Origin of the sequence: Pseudomonas sp. MH10 (assembly GCF_034353045.1) — a bacterium.
Taxonomy (GTDB): Bacteria; Pseudomonadota; Gammaproteobacteria; order Pseudomonadales; family Pseudomonadaceae; genus Aquipseudomonas.
This window is the reverse complement of the sequence record NZ_CP133783.1, coordinates 2,916,322-2,935,573: the sequence shown is the minus strand read 5'-3', so window position 1 is coordinate 2,935,573 and position 19,252 is coordinate 2,916,322. Positions and strand designations below refer to the sequence as shown.

Sequence of the window (19,252 nt, the reverse complement as noted above, 5' to 3'; positions counted from 1 at the left end):
GTTTGCACATCTATACTCCAAAACACGCCCATGACCAAACTCAGGATCAGTGGCTCAGGAGACCTAATCAGCAAGGCCGCTCACCACATCGCTAAACGAAGCTACATGCCATAACACCCTGCACAAAAATAATAAGCGGAGGAGTTTATGAAGAACGCTACAACTGTGGGCGCAGGTTTCGCTGGCGCCAGTCCTGCAAAAAAGATCGCATCCTATCGGCTCGCCGGTATGGCAAGCATGGCCGGTACCACCATCGAGTGGTATGACTTTTTCCTCTACGGCACCGCTGCCGCGCTGATCTTCGGCAAAATATTTTTTCCTGCGCTGGACCCGATCACTGGAGTGTTGGCCGCTTTCGCCACCTACGCCGTGGGCTTTCTTGGCCGGCCGTTGGGTGGGGTTATCTTCGGCCACTTTGGTGACCGCATCGGGCGTAAGTCCATGCTGTTGCTCACGCTGATGATGATGGGAATTCCGACTATCGTTATCGGGCTGATCCCGAGCTACGATCAAATCGGCTACTGGGCCGCGTTGATTCTGGTGTTGATGCGCTTTCTACAAGGCATGGCGGTGGGCGGTGAATGGGGCGGGGCGGTGCTGATGGCCGTCGAACATGCTCCCGAAGGCAAAAAAGGTTTTTATGGCAGCCTGCCGCAAACCGGTGTTGGTGCAGGCTTGGTATTGGCGTCGTTGGCCATGGGCCTGGTGGCGAAACTGCCTGAAGCGGACATGCTCACCTGGGGTTGGCGCCTGCCGTTTATTGCCAGCGTCGTGTTGCTGGGCATCGGTTGGTTGATCCGTCTGAAGGTCCCTGAATCACCCGCGTTCGAAAAAATCAAAGCGCAGAACATTGCGGTCAAAATCCCGCTGTTCCAAGTGCTGCGTCAACACCCACGGGAAACCCTGACAATTATCGGCGCCCGCACCGCGGAAAACGCCTGGTTCTATATGTCAGTGACTTTCGCCCTGGCCTACGCCGCCAACCAGTTGCAGATCCCCCGGGCCGATGTGCTCTATGCGATTACCTGCGGTGCGGCCTTGTCGCTGATCACCATGCCGTTCTGCGGGTACCTCTCAGACAAGGTTGGCCAGCGCCGCTTGTACTTCGCCGGATTGTTACTGCTCTGCGCCTTCATCTATCCATTCTTTGCCATGCTCGAAACACGCGAGCCGGTGCTGGTCTGGTGGGCGATGGTGCTGGCGGTCGGGGTGGTCTTCCCGATCATGTATGCCCCTGAATCACTGTTGTTCGCTCGGCAATTCCCTGCGGAAATTCGTTACAGCGGCATCTCGGTGTCCGTGCAACTGGCCGGCGTACTGGGTGGCGGGTTCGCGCCGATGATTGCTACTAAATTGTTAGCGTATGCCGACGGCAGCCCGCACTACGTCATTGTTTACCTCATTGGCATGGCCGTGATTGCGCTGTTCTGTACGGCGCTGATGAAACCCGATCCGGCGCGGTATCGCGCGCCCTGAACAGATCTTGAAGGCGTACTGCTTGATCTGAATTTATCGCCGCCCCTGACGGGGCCGCTCGAACACTGGAGAACGTGCATGAACGCTTTACAGAGCCTTTCCATCAACAACACATCCGGCGCGGTTGCCCGGGTCAAACTGCTGATCGGTGGTGAGTGGGTCGATTCGAAAACCACTGAATGGCGCGACATCGTTAACCCGGCCACCCAAGAAGTACTGGCGCAAGTGCCGTTCGCCACTGAAGCCGAAGTGGACGCCGCCGTCGCTGCCGCGAAACTGGCGTTCCAGACCTGGCGCCATACGCCTATCGGTGCGCGGATGCGCATCATGCTCAAGCTTCAAGCGCTGGTGCGTGAACACTCCAAGCGCATCGCGGCGGTGCTGAGCGCTGAGCAAGGCAAAACCATCGCCGACGCCGAAGGCGACATCTTTCGCGGCCTAGAGGTGGTTGAACACGCGTGTTCTATCGGCACCTTGCAGATGGGCGAATTCTCGGAAAACGTCGCAGGGGGTGTCGATACCTACACCTTGCGTCAACCGATCGGTGTCTGCGCCGGGATCACCCCGTTCAACTTCCCAGCCATGATTCCGCTGTGGATGTTCCCGATGGCCATCGCCTGCGGCAACACCTTCGTGCTTAAACCGTCTGAACAAGACCCCATGTCGACCCTGTTGTTGGTTGAGTTGGCAGTCGAGGCCGGCGTACCGGCTGGCGTACTCAATGTGGTGCACGGCGGCAAGCAAGTGGTGGATGGCATCTGCACCCACAAAGACATCAAAGCCGTCTCCTTCGTCGGTTCAACCGAAGTTGGCACTCATGTTTACAATCTCGCCGGTCAGCACGGTAAGCGCGTGCAATCGATGATGGGCGCGAAAAACCATGCCGTGGTGCTGGCTGATGCCAACCGTGAGCAAACCCTTAATGCGCTGGTGGGCGCAGGTTTCGGTGCCGCCGGTCAACGCTGCATGGCCACCTCTGTGGTGGTGTTGGTGGGCGCGGCTAAACAATGGCTGCCGGACCTCAAAGCGCTGGCGCAGAAACTTACGGTGAATGCCGGTAGCGAAGCGGGCACCGATGTCGGTCCACTTATTTCCAAGCGTGCGAAAGAGCGTGTGTTGAGCTTGATCGAAAGCGGCGTTCGCGAGGGCGCCAAGCTTGAGCTGGATGGTCGTGGCATTTCGGTACCGGGCTTTGAGGACGGTAACTTTGTTGGGCCGACTCTGTTTTCCGGTGTCACCACCGAGATGCAAATTTATACTCAAGAAATCTTCGGCCCCGTGCTGGTGGTTCTGGAAGTCGACACCCTTGATCAGGCGATTGCCTTGGTCAACGCCAACCCGTACGGCAACGGCACCGGCCTGTTCACCCAAAGCGGCGCAGCAGCGCGCAAGTTTCAGAACGAGATCGACGTCGGCCAAGTGGGCATCAACATTCCAATCCCTGTGCCGGTGCCGTATTTCAGCTTCACCGGGTCGCGCGGCTCGAAACTCGGCGATCTGGGTCCGTACGGCAAGCAAGTGGTGCAGTTCTACACCCAGACCAAAACCGTCACCAGTCGCTGGTTTGATGACAGCAGTGTGAACGATGGCGTCAACACCACCATCAACCTGCGCTAAGCAATCACCTGTAGGAGCCAACGTGTTGGCGAAGCATTTTCCAGCGCACCGCATCAAGCGGCCTCGCCACCACGTTGGCTCCCACAGGAAAAGGAGAAAAACATGAAAATTGCATTCATCGGTCTCGGTAATATGGGTGCGCCCATGGCGCGCAACCTGATCAAAGCCGGTCATTCACTCAACCTGTTCGACCTCAATAAAACCGTACTGGCGGAACTTGGCGCGCTGGGCGCCACCGTCAGCGCGTCACCCAAGGACGCGTCCCAAGGTGTCGAGTTGGTGATCACCATGCTCCCCGCCGCTTCCCATGTGCGCAGCGTTTACCTGAACGACGACGGCGTGCTGGCCGGGATTAGCGGTGGCGTACCGGCAGTGGATTGCAGCACCATCGACCCGCAGACCATCCGTGAGGTGGCGGCGGCGGCGGCCAAACAAGGCGTGGTTCTCGGTGATGCACCGGTGTCGGGCGGCACCGGCGGCGCGCAAGCTGGAACCCTGACCTTTATGGTGGGCGCCAGTGCAGAGCATTTCGAAGTGCTGAAGCCGGTCTTGGCGCAGATGGGCAAAAACATCGTCCATTGCGGCGACGTCGGCACCGGGCAAATCGCCAAAATCTGCAACAACATGCTGTTGGGCATCTCCATGATCGGTGTCGCCGAGGCCATGGCATTGGGCAACACCTTAGGGATCGATACTGGCATTTTGGCCAGCATCATCAACAGCTCCACTGGGCGTTGCTGGAGTTCGGAGGTCTACAACCCGTGGCCGGGCATCGTCGAAACCGCTCCGGCATCACGCGGCTACACCGGCGGTTTTGGTGCGGACCTGATGCTCAAAGACCTGGGCCTGGCGACCGAAGCGGCGCGGGTGGCTCATCAACCGGTAATCCTGGGCGCGGTCGCCCAGCAGCTGTACCAGGCAATGAGCTTGCGTGGTGAAGGTGGCAAGGATTTTTCGGCGATCATCGAGTCCTATCGCAAGCCTGAGTGAACGCGGAGTTTTAAGGCCCTCAATAGGCGGGTATCATTGCGGCTATTGGCCTCGATCCCGGTGCCTTCTTGTATGTGTAAAGCCTGAATGTCGTTGAAGTTCTGGAAGTCGATGGGCATCAAGCACAGCTTGAAGCAAAGGATCGTCATGGTCTTTGCGCTGATGAGCGTGCTGGTGGCCGGGGTGTTCGCCGTAGGCATTATCGCGACGGTGCACGTCGTCGAGAAACGATTGACCACCGCCAGTCTCGGCCGGGATTTGCACCGGCTAATGGTGATGGATAACGTCGAAAACTGGAGCCACAAGCCAGAAAAGGAAGAACTATTTTACGTCGACGGTGGCGCCGGCGAGCTTGCCATGGTCGGCGATTTGACCGAGCTGACACCGGGCTTTCATGAAGTGTACCGCGGCGAAAAAGCCTATTACGCCATGGCCGAGATAGTGGGCGGTCGTCGTTATGTGCTGCTGCGTGACCAGCGCAACTTTGAAAAGCGTGAAAAAATTCTATTTGGAATCGTGTTCGTCGGTTTCATCCTCAGTATTCTGCTGGCGATCCTGTTGGGTCGACTGTTGGCGCGCCGCGTGATGGCGCCAGTGGTCAACCTCTCACGCCAGGTTCGCTACCGCGACCAAATCCTTGAACTCGCCCCGGCGTTATCGCCTAACTATGCCCGTGATGAAGTCGGCGAGCTGGCGGTGTCGTTCGACGCCACCTTGGGCCGATTGCACGCGGCGCTGGTTCGGGAAAAACTGTTCACCAGCGACGTCAGCCATGAGCTGCGAACGCCTTTAATGGTGTTGGCCAGTTCGTGCGAATTGTTGTTGGAAAGTTCTTTATTAGATGATCGGTCCCGCAATCAGGTCAGGCGCATCGCGCGGGCCAGCGCCGGGATGAGTCAGTTGGTCGAAACCTTCCTGATGCTGGCGCGGGTCGAAGGCAACGAAAGCCGGCACGGCCCGCGCTCGACGCTGTTGGACATTGCGGAAGAACTGGTCGACCTGTGGCGTAAACCGATAGCCGAAAAAGGCCTGGAACTGGTGTTCGATCCCGGCAAAACCTTGCCCACGTTGTTCAACGCAACCTTGGTGCATTCGGTGATGGGCAACCTCCTGCGCAATGCTTGGCATTACACCGACGCAGGCTTCATCCGACTGACGCTAAATCCTCATGGTTTTACCGTTGAAGACAGCGGCATCGGCATCCCCGAAAGCCTTCACGAAGCTATGTTCCAACCCTTCGTCAGAGGCGATGAACAACGCGGCGAAGGGCTTGGTCTAGGTCTTTCACTGGTACAACGTATCTGCGACAACCAGCACTGGAGTGTCACCCTCAGGAGCCTGGAGCCGAGCGGGTGCTGCTTTGAAGTTGTGCTTGATCCGGTTCCGGCTCCTTTGGTTGCTCCGGTCAAGGTGGTTTAGCTCAAGCTCGTGTGGGGTGGTCGGCCTCTTCGCAGGCAGCCTGCTCCCACAGATTTCGGCATATTAGAAGGACTTCCACAATCTCTGTAGGAGCCAACTTGTTGGCGAAAAGCCTCTTCGGTGTGCCTGGTCGACCGCCTCGCAACACGTTGTCTTCTACAGATATGCGCCTACCACAGACGTAATCGCTGCTGTTTTAAGGTTTGGCTATCAAGCAAAAACAAAATACTTCCTGACCGTCTCAACCACTTCCCAAATCCCTTTCATACCCGGCTCAACGATAAAAATATCGCCCGCACGCAGGTGAATAGGCTCCATGCCGTCCGGGGTGATGATGCAGTAGCCTTCTTGAAAATGGCAGTATTCCCACTTCACATAATCCACGCGCCATTTGCCTGGTGTGCAGATCCAGGTGCCCATGATTTTGCTGCCGTCCTCGGAGGTGTAGGCGTTGAGGTTGACGGTGTGCGGATCACCTTCGAGCTTTTCCCATTTGCAGGCATCGAGTATGGGCAGCGGGTGAGTGTCGCGAAGGACGGTAATCGGCGTAGGCATGGCAACTCCAAAAGGTGGGCGCGCGATTGATAGCGCGCGCACACCATAGGACGGTTGCCTGATCGTCAGTTGTCTGTGCTCGACATCGAGGTATCCAGAAACGCGGTGGTCAAGTCGTTCAATAACGTTTTGGCATACCCCGGCAGTACGTTGAAATCTGCCGCACAAAGCAGCAGTTTTCGATCAGCCCACGGGTCGCTCAACGGCACACTTTTGAGGTGATGGGCGTGTTGCCAGCGGTCTACCGCCGCTTGCGGGACAATCCCGAGCCCGGTGCCGCGAGCGACCATGCGCATGACGCCGGAAAATCCTTCGGCCCGCGCCCGAATGCGTAGGCGTTTGCCAGCATGCAAAGCCTGTTCTTCAAGGTAAATCGACATCGCGTTGTTGGACGCTAGCGCGATGTGATCGTAGTCCAGCGTCTGGGCAAAGCAAAGGGCTTGATGACTGCTTAGCGCATGGTCCAGTGGCATGACCAACGCCAGCGGGTCGTCGCGAAATGGCACTGTTTGCAGGTCGCTGGCATCCACTGCATCGGAAATGATACCGATGTCTGCTGCGCCCTGACGCACCGCTTCCAGAATTCTCAGGCTGGGGTGTTCTTCCAGATCAACATCGATGGAAGGATGCTTAATCAAGAAGTCAGCTAACAGTTCTGGCAAGTACTCGGTCAGCGCTGAGGTATTGCACAGCAGCCGGACCTGACCTTTGAACCCCTTTGCGTAATCGGTCAAACAAAACTGCATGCGATCAACCTGCTGCAAGATCAGCCGGGCATGCCGCGTCATTGCTTTGCCCGCTGGAGTGGGCGTAACGCCACGTCGTCCACGCTCCAGCAAGGGCGTCCCCAGTGACGCTTCAAGCGCCCGAACCCGTGCGCTAGCGGATGCCAACGACAAATGGCTGCGCGAGGCCCCGGCGGTTATGTTGCCGCTCTCGGTGATATTGAGAAATAGCCGAAGGTCAATCAGGTCGAAGCGCATGTGAATTTACCTGTAAAGATCAGCCTCCGTCTTTGCCTGAGGCAGCCTCAGTATATGGCAACTGTTCAGATACCCTCGGTCCCGCCAACATCGGCAGATGAAAACATTTATCGAAATCTACCAGCACCTCGGATGGGCGTTGTCCTTGCTGGTGCTGTGCGTCTTCATGATAGCTGGCGTAGTTAAGGGTGTGATCGGTCTTGGCTTGCCCACGGTCGCCATGGGGTTATTGGGTTTGGCTATGTTGCCGGCGCAGGCAGCGGCCTTGCTGATCATTCCGGCAACAGTGACCAACCTTTGGCAACTGGCAACTGGCGGGCAATTGCGAGCATTGATCAAGCGATTGTGGCCGATGTTGTTATTGATCTTTCTAGGGACGGGGTTGGGCACGCTCTGGTTGGGCATGGGTTTGGATCAGTCAATGAGTCGCGCGTTGGGTGGGGGCTTGGTGCTGTATGCGCTGATTGGATTGTTTCTGCCGCCGCTGCGCATCGCGCCGAGATTCGAGCTGTGGCTTGGGCCGCTGTGTGGATTGATTACCGGGTTTGTGGCGTCCGCTACCGGATTATTTGTGATTCCAGCCGTGCCTTATTTACAAGCGTTGGGCCTGGACCGCAACCCGTTGGTTCAAGCACTGGGTTTGTCGTTCACCGTATCGACGCTGGCATTGGCGGCGGGCCTGTATTGGCGCGGAGCGCTGGGCGGCGGTGAAATGGGCGCCTCGCTGTTAGCGCTGGTGCCGGCGTTATTGGGGATGATGCTTGGCCAGTGGTTGCGCCATCGCATCAGCGCCGCGCTGTTCAAGCGTGTGTTCTTTATTGGAATGGGATTGCTTGGATTACACCTGTTTTTTAATTAATGATCGGCAACAATCCAGGTTGATTCGTGCGTATTGATCAAAAGTATTTTGGCCGGTCAAGGGTTATTCCGTCGTTTACGCATCGGTATTCTGCCGTCATCCGATTTCCACTCTTCTCGATGAGAACCCCATGAAAAAGATTCTGCTATTGAACGGCGGTAAAAAATTCGCGCACTCCGATGGTTTATACAACGCTACCTTGCACAACGCCGCACTGGCCTTTCTCGACCACTCGGGCTTCGACGTTAAAGAAACACAGATCGATGCCGGTTATGACGTGGTTGAGGAAGTGGCGAAGTTTGTTTGGGCTGACGTGATCATTTATCAGATGCCGGCATGGTGGATGGGCGCGCCGTGGATCGTAAAAAAGTACATCGACGAGGTGTTCACCGAAGGTTATAGCAGCCTGTACGCCAACGACGGTCGCACCCGCTCCGACGCTTCCCAGCGTTATGGCAGTGGTGGTCTGTTGCACGGTAAGCAGTACATGATTTCCGCTACCTGGAACGCGCCACAACAGGCGTTCGACGACCCGGCTGACTTTTTCGAAGGCAAGGGTGTGGACGCGGTATATTTCCCGTTCCATAAGGCCAACGAATTTCTGGGCCTGGCGGCGCTGCCGACATTCCTGTGCGTAGACGTGATGAAGGTCCCGGCCATTGAGGCGGATGTGAAGCGTTATGAGGCGCATCTGGCAAAGGTGTTTAGCGTTTAAATCTGTGGGACCGAATTTATTCGGGAAGCGGCTGGCGCGTTTTCCTGAAATACCGCGTTGGTGCCTTCCCGAAGAAATTCGGTCCCACGGGTTTGGCGACACACGATCTTCTGTAGGCGCTGCCGAAGGCTGCGATCAGATGTTCAGTGCCTACTCTGCCGATGTCTCTGTGGGCTTGCCAACGAAAGCGTCAACGCAGCGCCCCAGTTTTCAGGTCGACATCAGCGGCGCGATTACGGGCCTCTTCGCAGCCTACTCCCACAGGATTCGTGGCTGCTTGCTATCAACCGTGTCAATGACCTCAGGGCATGAATGAATTCGGTCCCATTGGGAATCTGGCTCCACAGAAAGGGCACCGTTCTTTGGGCAAAACAACGCTAATATCTAGCCAGTTTTGAGCGGAGAACAACAGTGAAAGCCAGATCCGATGAGTTGCAGGTGTTTGTTTCTGTGATCGAAAGCGGTTCGATATCAGCCGCCGCCGAGCACGTCGGGCAAACCCCTTCGGCGATCAGCCGCACGTTGTCGCGGCTTGAGGCGAAGCTGGAAACAACCCTGATCAACCGCACCACGCGGCGTATGGATTTGACCGAAGAAGGTAAATTTTTCCTCGAAAAAGCCAAACATATCCTCGCGCAAATGGACGACCTTGAAGAACGCTTAACCCTGCGCCAACAAACCCCCGCCGGGCGCTTGCGGATCAATGCGGCGTCGCCGTTCATGCTGCACGCCGTGGTGCCCTATGTGCCCGAGTTTCGCGCGTTGTACCCCGATATCCAGTTGGAGCTGAACAGCAACGACCTGATCATCGACCTCCTCGAACAAAGGACAGACGTCGCGATCCGGATTGGCACCCTGGCCGATTCAACCCTGCATGCGCGCTCGCTGGGCAGCAGCCCGTTGAACATTCTCGCCAGCCCGGCGTACCTCAAAAAGCACGGCACGCCGACCACGGTTGAAGCGCTGGCCAATCATGCGCTAATCGGTTTCACCCAGACCCAAACCCTAAATCATTGGCCGTTGCGGCACGCCGAAGGGGATCGGCTGCAGATTCAGCCAGCGCTTTGTGCTTCGAGCGGAGAAACCCTGCGCCAATTAGCGTTGGCCGGGGAGGGCATTGTTTGCCTGTCACACTTCATGACCCACGAAGACATTCGCCTCAAGCGCTTGCAGGTGATCTTGCCCGAAGCCAACAGCGGTTATCGGCAGCCGATTCACGCGGTGTACTACCGAAACTCACAGTTAGCGCTGCGTATTCAATGTTTTCTCGACTTCATCCAGAAGAAGCTGGCAAATTACGCCGCGTGAGGCTGAGCCTTTACCGATTATTTACTGTACCGGGCTCGTTGCATGAAGCCGGTGCGGTTAGGCTTGCTCGCTATAGCCGAGCCAACTGATAGGGATGGACCTGTGGGGCGCATGAATTTTCAACCGAGACATTGGCTTGCTGTGAGTGTGCTGCTTGGCACAATAGGTCTGACAACCGGCTGCGCTAGCGACCCAGCGGAACCGCACATCAAATTTATCGAGCAGGTGAACAAAGACCTGACCACCGGGTATCAACCGGCCCATAACGAAATCACCAGTTGGGATGATACGTGGAAGTTGGGCCGGCAATCGGTGAGTGTCGCGTGGATAGCGCCCGTTAGCCATGAGCGTTTACCGCTGATTATTTATCTGCCGGGCCTTGGTGAGTCAGCCTCAGGGGGCGAGCAATGGCGCAATGCTTGGGCGCAGGCCGGGTATGCCGTGTTGTCGGTTCAGGGGCAAGCTTACGGTCCGGCGCTTTACTTGACGGGGCAAGCCCAGGCGGGCGTGTTTCGTGAATTGGCGGCTGATCGCTATTCCAACGCTTCTTTGCGCGACCGGTTGAGCACGCTGCAAAAAGTGCTAACCGAAGTGCGGGCTCGGGCGGCTAAAGGTGATGCGCAGTTAGCGTCCATTGATTGGAACCAAGTGACCGTGGCCGGTTTTGATTTGGGCGCGCAAACGGCGGCTGCGGTGGCGGGGGCGGGTCAAACCGACAGTGCAACCGGCGTTGATGTGCAGCCCAAAGCCGTACTGCTGATCAGCCCTTATGCCGAAATCCAGGCCAGGCCTGAGACGTTCGCTCGCATCGCTTCGCCGGTCTTGACGATCACCAGCCAAGACGACGAAGACCCGTTCAACTGGGTCAGCTCTAATCAGCAGCGCGAAATGGTGGGTGCGGCGGTGACCGCTGCAGGCAGCCATCGCCTGAGAATGTCGCGTGCAACGTACAAGACCTTGTCTGGCTCAGATTTGGTGCCCATTCCCACCGAAGGAAAAGCGCTCAAGGCGCCACCGAGCGAGGATCACACCCCAGGCGGGAAATCCCACGCCAAAACCAAACTCGTCGGGTCGGGCGCTCACAGTCCTGTCGGGGCTGAGCCTGTTCCAGACCCGAAACAAGTGGCATCGATTCAGGCGGTTAGCCAAGCCTTTCTCGACAGCCGCGTGAAACACAACCCGGCCGCCAGCGATTGGCTGCAGAAAACGGCACCGGGCTGGCTGGGAACTGCGGGCTGGTTGCAATAGTACATCGCTGTACGAGCCAACTTGTTGGCGAGAGGTTTTACGCGGTCAACCTGACACGGGCGCCTCGCCAACAAGTTGGTTCCTACAGACTTGTTGGCGAGCGGCGTTGCTCAATCGTCAGTTAATGATGCTCGCGAGTCGCGCGGAATTTCACATCGGGCCAGCGTTCTTCCATCAATGCCAGGTTAACGCGGGTCGGTGCCAGGTAGGTCAAGTGACCACCGCCATCAACCGCCAGGTTTTCCACGGCTTTGATCTGAAACTCTTCCAGCTTCTTCTTATCGCTGCAATCGATCCAACGCGCTGACCACACGGTGATTGGCTCGTAAGCGCATTCGACTTTGTATTCTTCCTTCAAACGGCTCGCGACCACATCGAACTGCAGCACACCGACGGCGCCGAGAATGATGTCGTTGCTGCGCGTCGGGAAGAACACCTGAGTGGCGCCTTCTTCGGCCAGTTGTTGCAAGCCCTGACGCAACTGCTTGGACTTCAGCGGGTCCTTCAGGCGTACGCGGCGGAACAGTTCCGGTGCGAAGTGCGGGATGCCAGTGAAGCCCAGGTTTTCGCCTTCGGTGAAGGTGTCGCCAATCTGGATCGTGCCATGGTTGTGCAAACCGATAATGTCGCCGGCAAAGGCTTCTTCCAACTGCTCACGCTCGGAGGAGAAAAACGTCAGCGCGTCGCCGATCCGCACTTCTTTGCCCAAACGCACATGGCGCATTTTCATGCCCTTGTCATAACGGCCGGAACACACGCGCATGAACGCGATACGGTCGCGGTGCTTGGGGTCCATATTTGCCTGGATCTTGAAAATAAAGCCGCTGAATTTCTCTTCGTTCGGCTCCACGGTGCGCTCGTTGGCGACACGGGCCAACGGTTGTGGCGCCCAGTTCACCACCGCATCAAGCACGTGATCAACCCCGAAGTTACCCAGCGCTGTACCGAAGAACACTGGCGTCAGTTGGCCGTCGAGGAATTCCTGTTGGTTGAATTCGTGACAGGCGCCTTGCACCAGTTCCAACTGATCGCAGAAGCGGTTGTACTCGTCACCCAAGTGGGCGCGGGCTTCGTCGGAATCGAGCTTTTCAATGATTTTGACGTCGGTGCGCTCATGGCCATGACCGGCGGTGTACACAATGATGTAATCGTCGGCCAGGTGATAAACACCCTTGAAATCGCGGTAGCAACCAATCGGCCAGGTGATCGGCGCCGCCTTGATCTTGAGGACTGCTTCTATTTCGTCGAGCAGTTCGATCGGGTCGCGGATGTCGCGGTCGAGCTTATTGATGAAGCTGACAATAGGCGTGTCACGCAGACGGCAAACGTCCATCAAGGCGATGGTCCGTGGCTCGACGCCTTTACCGCCGTCGAGCACCATCAGTGCTGAATCCACTGCGGTCAGGGTACGGTAAGTGTCTTCGGAGAAGTCTTCGTGGCCCGGGGTGTCGAGCAGGTTGATCATGTGATCGCGATACGGAAACTGCATGACCGACGTGGTGATGGAAATGCCGCGTTGCTTTTCCATCTCCATCCAGTCAGACGTCGCATGGCGGTCGGACTTACGTGATTTCACCGTGCCCGCGATGGAAATCGCCTTACCCATCAACAGCAGTTTTTCCGTGATGGTGGTCTTGCCCGCATCCGGGTGGGAAATGATGGCGAAGGTGCGGCGTTTCGCGACTTCGGCGGCCTGGTTGGTCATGGGAAATCGCCTGGCAGGTGATCAAAAAAGGGGGCAGATTATAGCTCAATTGGATGCAATAACCGAACCGTTCAGTCGACGCAAGGTGGCCAATTACTATCTTATGTGGGAACCTTTCGCACTGTAGAGACGTCCACTCCCCCGATACGGCCAGTATCTGGGGCTGATAAATCAACACGTTAGCTTGACGAAGCTACGCTAATGGCTTGTGTTTTCGCCGAGGTTAACCCCTTACCGGCGACCCACCCGCTGCTCTTCGCGAACGTTATTGCACTTATCAGTGCGGTCAGAAATGACCTGTTACGGCAACGCGTTCGCCGACGTAAAAAAGGAGTCCGCCTGTGGCTAATCGCTATGGCAAGGGGCTATTGGGAGGTGCAGTTGTTATTGCGCTTCTGGCCCTGCTGGTCCATTGGATCGGCATCAGTACCATCGTAAAGTACCAAGACGACCTGTGGTTCTACCTGCAAGCGCATTTGATTTTGGTCGTGGTTTCAATGTTGGCGGCACTGGTGGTCGGTATACCGGCCGGTATTGTCCTCAGCCGACCGAGCATGGTTCGTAGCGCTGAACGCTTCATGCAAGTTTTCAATATTGGCAACACCGTTCCTCCTCTCGCCGTGTTGGCCATTGCCCTTGGGATCCTCGGCATTGGCAGCGGACCCGCCATCTTCGCGCTGTTCCTCGCCTCGTTGTTGCCCATTGTGCGCAACACTTATGAAGGCCTGAAAAACGTTCAGGGCTCTCTCAAGGAAGCGGCCGTCGGAATTGGCATGACACCGCGCCAAGTGTTACTGCGCGTTGAGCTGCCCAATGCTGTGCCGATCATTATCGGTGGCGTGCGGGTCTCGCTGGCAATCAACGTCGGCACTGCGCCGCTGGCGTTTTTGATTGGCGCGAACAGTCTGGGCAGCCTGATTTTTCCCGGCATTGCGCTGAACAATCAGCCGCAACTATTACTCGGTGCGGCCTGTACCGCTTTGCTCGCGCTATTGCTTGACGGTGTGGTGACGCTAGCCAGCCGTATCTGGCTGGAACGCGGCCTGGCCCGCTGAGAGAGGAAAAACCAATGAAAAAATCATGCTTATTCATAGGCTTTGCTTTATTGCTCTCAGGTTTGGCCAGCGCCGCTGACAAACCGGTGATTCGTATCGGAGCTCGGGTATTTACCGAGCAAACGATCCTTGCGCAAATCACCGCGCAGTACCTCAGGGCCAAGGGTTATGAAGTCCAGGTTACCGGCGGGCTGGGCAGTAACCTGGCACGTAGCGCCCAGGAAAGTGGCCAATTGGACATGCTCTGGGAATACACCGGTGTGTCGTTGGTGTCTTACAACCACGTCGCTGAAAAACTCGACAGCGAGCAATCCTATGCACGGGTGAAAGAGCTGGACCTGAAGAAGGGTCTGGTTTGGCTGGCACCGTCCAAGTTCAGCAATACCTACGCGCTGGCATTGCCGAAAAAGATTGCCGACAAATACCCCCAGATAAACAGCATCAGCGACCTGACCAAGGTCTTGAAAGACGAGGCGAAGGAAGATCATATCGTTGCGCTGGATACCGAGTTCGCTAACCGCTCCGACGGCTTGGTCGGCATGGTCAAGGACTACGGCATGAACCTGAGCCGGGAGAACACCCGCCAGATGGACGCCGGGCTGGTCTACACCGCGCTGCGTAATGGCCAGGTGTTCGCCGGATTGGTCTACACCACCGACGGTCGTCTGAACGCGTTTCACCTCAAGGTGCTCGCCGACGACAAGCACTATTTTCCGGACTACACCGCGGCCCCGGTGATCCGCAAGGATTACCTCGACGCTCACCCGGACCTGGCTGCGCAGCTCAAACCGCTGGCGGAACTGTTAGACGACGACACCATGCGTGCGTTGAACGCTCGGGTGGATGTGGACCACGACAGTCCCTCCCTCGTTGCCGCAGATTTTCTGCGCGAACACCCACTTAACTGATCAAGGAGAAGACATGAACATCTTGAACACCTTCTCCCATCTGGACTGGTCGCTGATCCTGCACCTGACTTTGCAGCACATCACGTTAGTCGGCGTGGCGGTGACCTTGGCGATTATTGTCGGCGTGCCGCTGGGCGTCGTGATGACCCGCTTCCCGACGCTGGCCGGACCGCTGCAAGCCGGCGCTACCGTACTGCTGACGGTGCCGTCGATAGCACTGTTTGGTCTGTTATTGCCGTTCTATTCAAAATTCGGCCAAGGGCTGGGCCCGATGCCGGCGATCACCGCCGTATTTCTGTACTCACTGCTGCCGATCATGCGCAACACCTATTTGGCACTAACTGGCGTCGAGCCGGGCATCCGCGAAGCCGCCAAAGGCATCGGCATGACTTTCAGCCAGCGCTTGCGCATGGTTGAGCTGCCGATTGCGGTCCCAGTGATCCTCGCTGGGGTGCGCACGGCCGTGGTGATGAACATTGGTGTCATGACCATCGCCGCCACCATTGGCGCGGGCGGTTTGGGTGTACTTATTCTTGCTTCAATCAGCCGCAGCGATATGTCGATGCTAATCGTGGGCGCGGTATTGGTCAGTCTTCTGGCCATCTTCGCCGACCTGCTTCTGCAATGGCTGCAACGCACGCTGACTCCAAAAGGATTACTGAAATGAACAGTCCCAAGCAAATGATCGAGCTGCAGAACCTGACCAAGACTTTTCACACCAACGGCAAAGACGTCACCGCCGTGGATTCAGTGAGCCTGACCGTCAACGAGGGCGAAATTTGCGTGTTCCTCGGGCCGTCGGGTTGCGGCAAGAGCACCACGCTGAAAATGATTAACCGTTTGATCATGCCAACCTCCGGCACGGTGCTGATCAACGGCGAAGACACCAGCGGTCTGGACGAAGTGACCCTGCGCCGTAATATCGGCTACGTCATTCAGCAGATCGGCCTGTTTCCGAACATGACCATCGAAGAAAACATCACCATCGTTCCGCGCTTGTTGGGGTGGGACAAACAGAAGTGCCGCGACCGCGCTATCGAATTAATGGCGATGGTCAAGCTTGAGCCCAAGCAGTACCTGAGCCGCTACCCGCGAGAATTGTCCGGCGGTCAGCAACAACGGATCGGCGTGATCCGCGCCTTGGCCGCAGACGCGCCACTGTTGTTGATGGATGAGCCGTTCGGCGCGGTTGACCCGATCAACCGTGAGTCGATTCAAAATGAGTTCTTCGAGATGCAGCGGGCGCTAAACAAGACCGTGATCATGGTTAGCCACGACATCGACGAAGCAATAAAGCTCGGCGACAAAATCGCGATTTTTCGTGGCGGCAAACTAATTCAGGTCGACCACCCCGACACCTTACTGGCACACCCGGCAGATGACTTTGTAAAAAGCTTCGTTGGCCAGGACAGCACCCTCAAGCGTCTGTTGTTGGTAAAAGCCGAAGACGCGGCGGACAACGCGCCGTCGGTCAGCCCTGAAACTCCGGTCGCCGAAGCGTTGGAACTGATGGACGAGCTTGACCGCCGTTACGTGGTAGTCACCGATGCCGAAAACAAAGGCCTTGGTTACGTTCGCCGTCGCGACTTGCATCGTCAAACCGGCACCTGCGCGCAATTCTTGCTTGAGTTCAATGCCACGGCTGCTTTCGATGAGCATCTGCGGATTCTGCTGTCGCGCATGTACGAATTTAATCGTTCCTGGTTACCGGTATTAGATGCGCAGAACGTTTTCCTGGGCGAAGTCACGCAGGAGTCGATTGCCGAGTACCTGAGCTCCGGCAAATCCCGTGGGGGTAAAACCAGCATCGTTTCGCCGGCTGAGTTGGTCGCTGAAGCCTAGCTGTCTGTAGGAGCCAACTTGTTGGCGAAGGGCCATAAGCGGCGCGTCAGGGATGATGTCTCGCCAACGAGTTGGCCCCTACAGGTGTTGTATGGAGTCTCGGTAGGGAACATCAACCTGTCACACGGGGCGGTTACACAGGTCAATGCCTGACCCCTTGCGACGGACGTGTGCAAAAACGCGACATTTTTTGTTGATCTCAAGGCTATCAAGTCCTAAAGTTCGCGCCGAACGTCCATGCTGGAAACGATCCATCCGGCTCAAGTACTGACGACGAGACAGCAAGGCCAAGGGAAGCGCTTTTTTCCCATGGCCTTTTTGCTTTCGGCGATGGCCTTGGGAAGTAGGCGAACCAAAGTGGGGATACACACGGAGGACGTTCATTCGCACCCATTGATTAATCCAGTTTGCCCCGTAGGAGATCCAGCATGATCAAAGTCGAAGACTATTTTGAGCTCACCACCTTCAACAAAATGAAGGCGTTTGCCGATCAGCATGAAACCCCATTCGTGGTCATTGACACTGCGATGATCGACAAGGCCTACGATGACCTGCGCGCAGGCTTCGATTTCGCCAAGATCTATTACGCCGTCAAAGCCAACCCAGCGGTTGAAATCATCAACCTGCTTAAGGACAAGGGCTCCAGCTTCGATATCGCTTCGATCTACGAGCTGGATAAAGTCATGGGCGAGGGCGTAACGCCTGATCGCATGAGCTACGGCAACACCATCAAGAAATCCAAGGACATTCGGTACTTTTACGAGAAGGGCGTGCGGTTGTTTGCCACCGACTCTGAAGCCGACCTGCGCAACATCGCCAAGGCGGCGCCGGGCTCCAAAGTTTACGTCCGTATTCTTACCGAAGGTTCGACCACTGCTGATTGGCCGTTGTCGCGCAAGTTCGGCTGCCAGACCGACATGGCCATGGACCTGCTGATCCTCGCACGTGAGTTGGGCTTGGTACCTTACGGCATCTCGTTCCACGTGGGTTCGCAACAGCGAGACATCAGCGTGTGGGACGCAGCCATTGCCAAGGTCAAAGTGATCTTTGAGCGTCTGAAAGAAGAAGACGGCATCATCCTCAAACTGATCAATATGGGTGGCGGCTTCCCGGCCAACTACATCACCCGCACCAACAGCCTGGAAACCTACGCCGAAGAAATTATTCGCTTTCTCAAGGAAGACTTCGGCGACGACCTGCCGGAAATCATCTTGGAACCGGGTCGTTCGTTGATTGCCAACGCCGGTATTCTGGTCAGCGAAGTGGTGTTGGTCGCGCGTAAATCGCGCACTGCCGTTGAGCGATGGGTGTACACGGATGTGGGCAAATTCTCCGGCTTGATTGAAACCATGGACGAAGCGATCAAGTTTCCGATCTGGACCGAGAAGAAGGGCGAAATGGAAGAAGTGGTGATCGCTGGTCCTACCTGCGACAGCGCCGACATCATGTACGAGAACTACAAGTATGGCCTGCCGTTAAACTTGGCGATTGGCGATCGTTTGTATTGGTTGTCCACGGGCGCGTATACCACAAGCTATAGCGCCGTAGAATTCAATGGCTTTCCACCCTTGAAATCGTTTTACGTCTGACGGCTAGCGAGTCATCAAAAGCCCATGATGCTTCATGGGCTTTTTTATACCTGTCATACACGCTCAAAATCGCTAAGCTGATAAACGACTTCTTTCAAGCTCGGCACCATCATGCCCAGCGCTCGCTCAAGTTCAAGGATCGTGTTGCGTGGGTTAACGTTGACCATCAGTTGGGCTGATTCATTTAATAGCTGACTGACGCGAGTGTAATAGGCCACCATGTTGCCGGATGCCAGCATCGTATCGATGTAAAGCGTGTTTGTGGTTGCCACCGCTTTCCGTACAGATGCCAACTTCGCCTCCACGTCAGGCGTGCCAGATGTTGCAGCGGCGTGTGAGTCGGACAGCAGGTGTAAAAGGTAACCTGAATTAACGCCTTGCTGTTTAGCATAGAGCGTAGCGACCTGCTCCATAAACCTGATCGCAGGTGGCAAGATCAAGGGGACGCTGTCCAAGATGATCGAAGACGAAAAAACTCTGTCAGAATAAGCTTTCGTTGCCTCGTTAATGTGCTTCCTGATGTGCTCGATAAAGGCCACCGGGGCGGCGAGACTGAGCGTCGTTAAGCGAGCCATCAGAGAGAAGGGCGGTCCATAAAAATTAAGTTCCGAGAGTGGGACTTTCTTCTGTTCACGGCTTAATAACGTGCTGGCATGGCTGAGCTGTTCAGATACTATAATTACATCAGCCATTAAGCCGTTTAGCTTGGCATGCCGGCTAGGTAATTCTTCGAGATCAATGGGCCAGAATGTTGATCTGTTTTCAGCAACGGGAAGTAAAAAGTTCAGTGAGGGTTGTAGGTGTTGACGGTACTTTGCGTTAGACGCCATGTTTAGATTCGTAACGATAGATTCAGTCTGCTGAGACAGTGTCTGCAAAAACAGCCTGTACCGTTTCAACGTTACAGTCAAAGGGTCGCGGTTTGAGGTTAGTGTCATGTTTGAAGTTCGCGTTTGAATAGCAGTAAGGTGCGGAGGAAGGCT

At 56.3% G+C, this 19,252-nt stretch carries 17 protein-coding genes; 13 read left to right on the top strand and 4 right to left on the bottom strand.

Features of this window, described 5'->3' with window-relative positions:
- Positions 1-147 precede the first annotated feature (147 nt).
- From RHM59_RS13130 to RHM59_RS13115, 4 genes are all read left to right on the top strand, one after another.
- Entirely contained in the window at positions 148-1,476 is a 1,329-nt protein-coding gene (locus tag RHM59_RS13130; protein WP_322167543.1) for an MFS transporter, read from the top strand.
- Between the two features lie 78 nt (positions 1,477-1,554).
- Positions 1,555-3,093: a CoA-acylating methylmalonate-semialdehyde dehydrogenase gene (locus RHM59_RS13125; protein ID WP_322167544.1), complete on the top strand. Its 1,539-nt coding sequence runs from the start codon at positions 1,555-1,557 to the stop codon at positions 3,091-3,093.
- A 102-nt stretch (positions 3,094-3,195) separates the two neighbouring features.
- Positions 3,196-4,083: a 3-hydroxyisobutyrate dehydrogenase gene (mmsB, locus tag RHM59_RS13120; protein ID WP_322224240.1), complete on the top strand. Its 888-nt coding sequence runs from the start codon at positions 3,196-3,198 to the stop codon at positions 4,081-4,083.
- A gap of 111 nt (positions 4,084-4,194) precedes the next feature.
- Positions 4,195-5,502 (top strand): HAMP domain-containing sensor histidine kinase, encoded by a 1,308-nt coding sequence (locus RHM59_RS13115; protein ID WP_322286701.1) that lies wholly within the window; start codon positions 4,195-4,197, stop codon positions 5,500-5,502.
- A gap of 210 nt (positions 5,503-5,712) precedes the next feature.
- On the opposite strand, the gene RHM59_RS13110 is transcribed toward RHM59_RS13115, so the two are convergent.
- Positions 5,713-6,057, bottom strand: coding sequence for a cupin domain-containing protein (locus tag RHM59_RS13110; protein WP_322167546.1), 345 nt, complete (start codon positions 6,055-6,057; stop codon positions 5,713-5,715).
- Positions 6,058-6,122: 65 nt separating this feature from the next.
- The gene (locus RHM59_RS13105) at positions 6,123-7,040 is read right to left on the bottom strand and encodes a LysR family transcriptional regulator (RefSeq protein ID WP_322167547.1); all 918 of its coding nucleotides are present in this window, start codon (positions 7,038-7,040) and stop codon (positions 6,123-6,125) included.
- Positions 7,041-7,137: 97 nt separating this feature from the next.
- On the opposite strand from RHM59_RS13105, the gene RHM59_RS13100 reads away from it, so the two are divergent.
- From RHM59_RS13100 to RHM59_RS13085, 4 genes are all read left to right on the top strand, one after another.
- Complete coding sequence (locus tag RHM59_RS13100) at positions 7,138-7,899, top strand: sulfite exporter TauE/SafE family protein (RefSeq protein WP_322224238.1); 762 nt, start codon at positions 7,138-7,140, stop codon at positions 7,897-7,899.
- Positions 7,900-8,029: 130 nt separating this feature from the next.
- Positions 8,030-8,614, top strand: coding sequence for an NAD(P)H-dependent oxidoreductase (locus tag RHM59_RS13095; RefSeq protein WP_322167549.1), 585 nt, complete (start codon positions 8,030-8,032; stop codon positions 8,612-8,614).
- 411 nt (positions 8,615-9,025) lie between these two features.
- On the top strand, positions 9,026-9,922 hold the full coding sequence (locus RHM59_RS13090) for a LysR family transcriptional regulator (protein ID WP_322224236.1): 897 nt from the start codon (positions 9,026-9,028) through the stop codon (positions 9,920-9,922).
- A gap of 111 nt (positions 9,923-10,033) precedes the next feature.
- Positions 10,034-11,170 carry an alpha/beta hydrolase gene (locus RHM59_RS13085; protein WP_322224234.1) on the top strand — a complete coding sequence of 379 codons (1,137 nt, stop codon included), beginning with the start codon at positions 10,034-10,036 and terminating at the stop codon, positions 11,168-11,170.
- Positions 11,171-11,291: 121 nt separating this feature from the next.
- Here RHM59_RS13085 and RHM59_RS13080 read toward each other — a convergent pair whose 3' ends face one another.
- Entirely contained in the window at positions 11,292-12,875 is a 1,584-nt protein-coding gene (locus RHM59_RS13080) for a peptide chain release factor 3 (protein ID WP_322167552.1), read from the bottom strand.
- 341 nt (positions 12,876-13,216) lie between these two features.
- On the opposite strand from RHM59_RS13080, the gene RHM59_RS13075 reads away from it, so the two are divergent.
- From RHM59_RS13075 to RHM59_RS13055, 5 genes are all read left to right on the top strand, one after another.
- A complete protein-coding gene (locus RHM59_RS13075; RefSeq protein ID WP_322224233.1) occupies positions 13,217-13,930 on the top strand; it encodes an ABC transporter permease in 714 nt (237 codons plus the stop codon).
- Between the two features lie 14 nt (positions 13,931-13,944).
- Complete coding sequence (locus RHM59_RS13070; protein WP_322224230.1) at positions 13,945-14,838, top strand: glycine betaine ABC transporter substrate-binding protein; 894 nt, start codon at positions 13,945-13,947, stop codon at positions 14,836-14,838.
- A 13-nt stretch (positions 14,839-14,851) separates the two neighbouring features.
- The gene (locus tag RHM59_RS13065) at positions 14,852-15,505 is read left to right on the top strand and encodes an ABC transporter permease (protein ID WP_322167555.1); all 654 of its coding nucleotides are present in this window, start codon (positions 14,852-14,854) and stop codon (positions 15,503-15,505) included.
- 14 nt (positions 15,506-15,519) lie between these two features.
- Positions 15,520-16,680, top strand: a complete 1,161-nt coding sequence (locus RHM59_RS13060; protein WP_322170713.1) for an ABC transporter ATP-binding protein — start codon at positions 15,520-15,522, stop codon at positions 16,678-16,680.
- A gap of 428 nt (positions 16,681-17,108) precedes the next feature.
- Positions 17,109-18,269 carry a type III PLP-dependent enzyme gene (locus RHM59_RS13055; RefSeq protein ID WP_322167556.1) on the top strand — a complete coding sequence of 387 codons (1,161 nt, stop codon included), beginning with the start codon at positions 17,109-17,111 and terminating at the stop codon, positions 18,267-18,269.
- A gap of 53 nt (positions 18,270-18,322) precedes the next feature.
- Here RHM59_RS13055 and RHM59_RS13050 read toward each other — a convergent pair whose 3' ends face one another.
- Positions 18,323-19,099, bottom strand: coding sequence for a hypothetical protein (locus RHM59_RS13050; protein WP_322224228.1), 777 nt, complete (start codon positions 19,097-19,099; stop codon positions 18,323-18,325).
- Between the last annotated feature and the right edge of the window lie 153 nt (positions 19,100-19,252).

What these genes read in the sequence shown, in the direction of transcription:
- RHM59_RS13055 (WP_322167556.1), top strand. Translation starts at nt 17,109, where the DNA reads ATGATCAAAGTCGAAGACTATTTTGAGCTCACCACCTTCAACAAAATG.
- mmsB (WP_322224240.1), top strand. Translation starts at nt 3,196, where the DNA reads ATGAAAATTGCATTCATCGGTCTCGGTAATATGGGTGCGCCCATGGCG.
- RHM59_RS13100 (WP_322224238.1), top strand. Translation starts at nt 7,138, where the DNA reads ATGAAAACATTTATCGAAATCTACCAGCACCTCGGATGGGCGTTGTCC.
- RHM59_RS13125 (WP_322167544.1), top strand. Translation starts at nt 1,555, where the DNA reads ATGAACGCTTTACAGAGCCTTTCCATCAACAACACATCCGGCGCGGTT.
- RHM59_RS13130 (WP_322167543.1), top strand. Translation starts at nt 148, where the DNA reads ATGAAGAACGCTACAACTGTGGGCGCAGGTTTCGCTGGCGCCAGTCCT.
- RHM59_RS13085 (WP_322224234.1), top strand. Translation starts at nt 10,034, where the DNA reads ATGAATTTTCAACCGAGACATTGGCTTGCTGTGAGTGTGCTGCTTGGC.
- RHM59_RS13115 (WP_322286701.1), top strand. Translation starts at nt 4,195, where the DNA reads ATGGGCATCAAGCACAGCTTGAAGCAAAGGATCGTCATGGTCTTTGCG.
- RHM59_RS13050 (WP_322224228.1), bottom strand. Translation starts at nt 19,099, where the DNA reads ATGGCGTCTAACGCAAAGTACCGTCAACACCTACAACCCTCACTGAAC.
- RHM59_RS13070 (WP_322224230.1), top strand. Translation starts at nt 13,945, where the DNA reads ATGAAAAAATCATGCTTATTCATAGGCTTTGCTTTATTGCTCTCAGGT.
- RHM59_RS13105 (WP_322167547.1), bottom strand. Translation starts at nt 7,040, where the DNA reads ATGCGCTTCGACCTGATTGACCTTCGGCTATTTCTCAATATCACCGAG.
- RHM59_RS13060 (WP_322170713.1), top strand. Translation starts at nt 15,520, where the DNA reads ATGATCGAGCTGCAGAACCTGACCAAGACTTTTCACACCAACGGCAAA.
- RHM59_RS13110 (WP_322167546.1), bottom strand. Translation starts at nt 6,057, where the DNA reads ATGCCTACGCCGATTACCGTCCTTCGCGACACTCACCCGCTGCCCATA.
- RHM59_RS13095 (WP_322167549.1), top strand. Translation starts at nt 8,030, where the DNA reads ATGAAAAAGATTCTGCTATTGAACGGCGGTAAAAAATTCGCGCACTCC.
- RHM59_RS13065 (WP_322167555.1), top strand. Translation starts at nt 14,852, where the DNA reads ATGAACATCTTGAACACCTTCTCCCATCTGGACTGGTCGCTGATCCTG.
- RHM59_RS13080 (WP_322167552.1), bottom strand. Translation starts at nt 12,875, where the DNA reads ATGACCAACCAGGCCGCCGAAGTCGCGAAACGCCGCACCTTCGCCATC.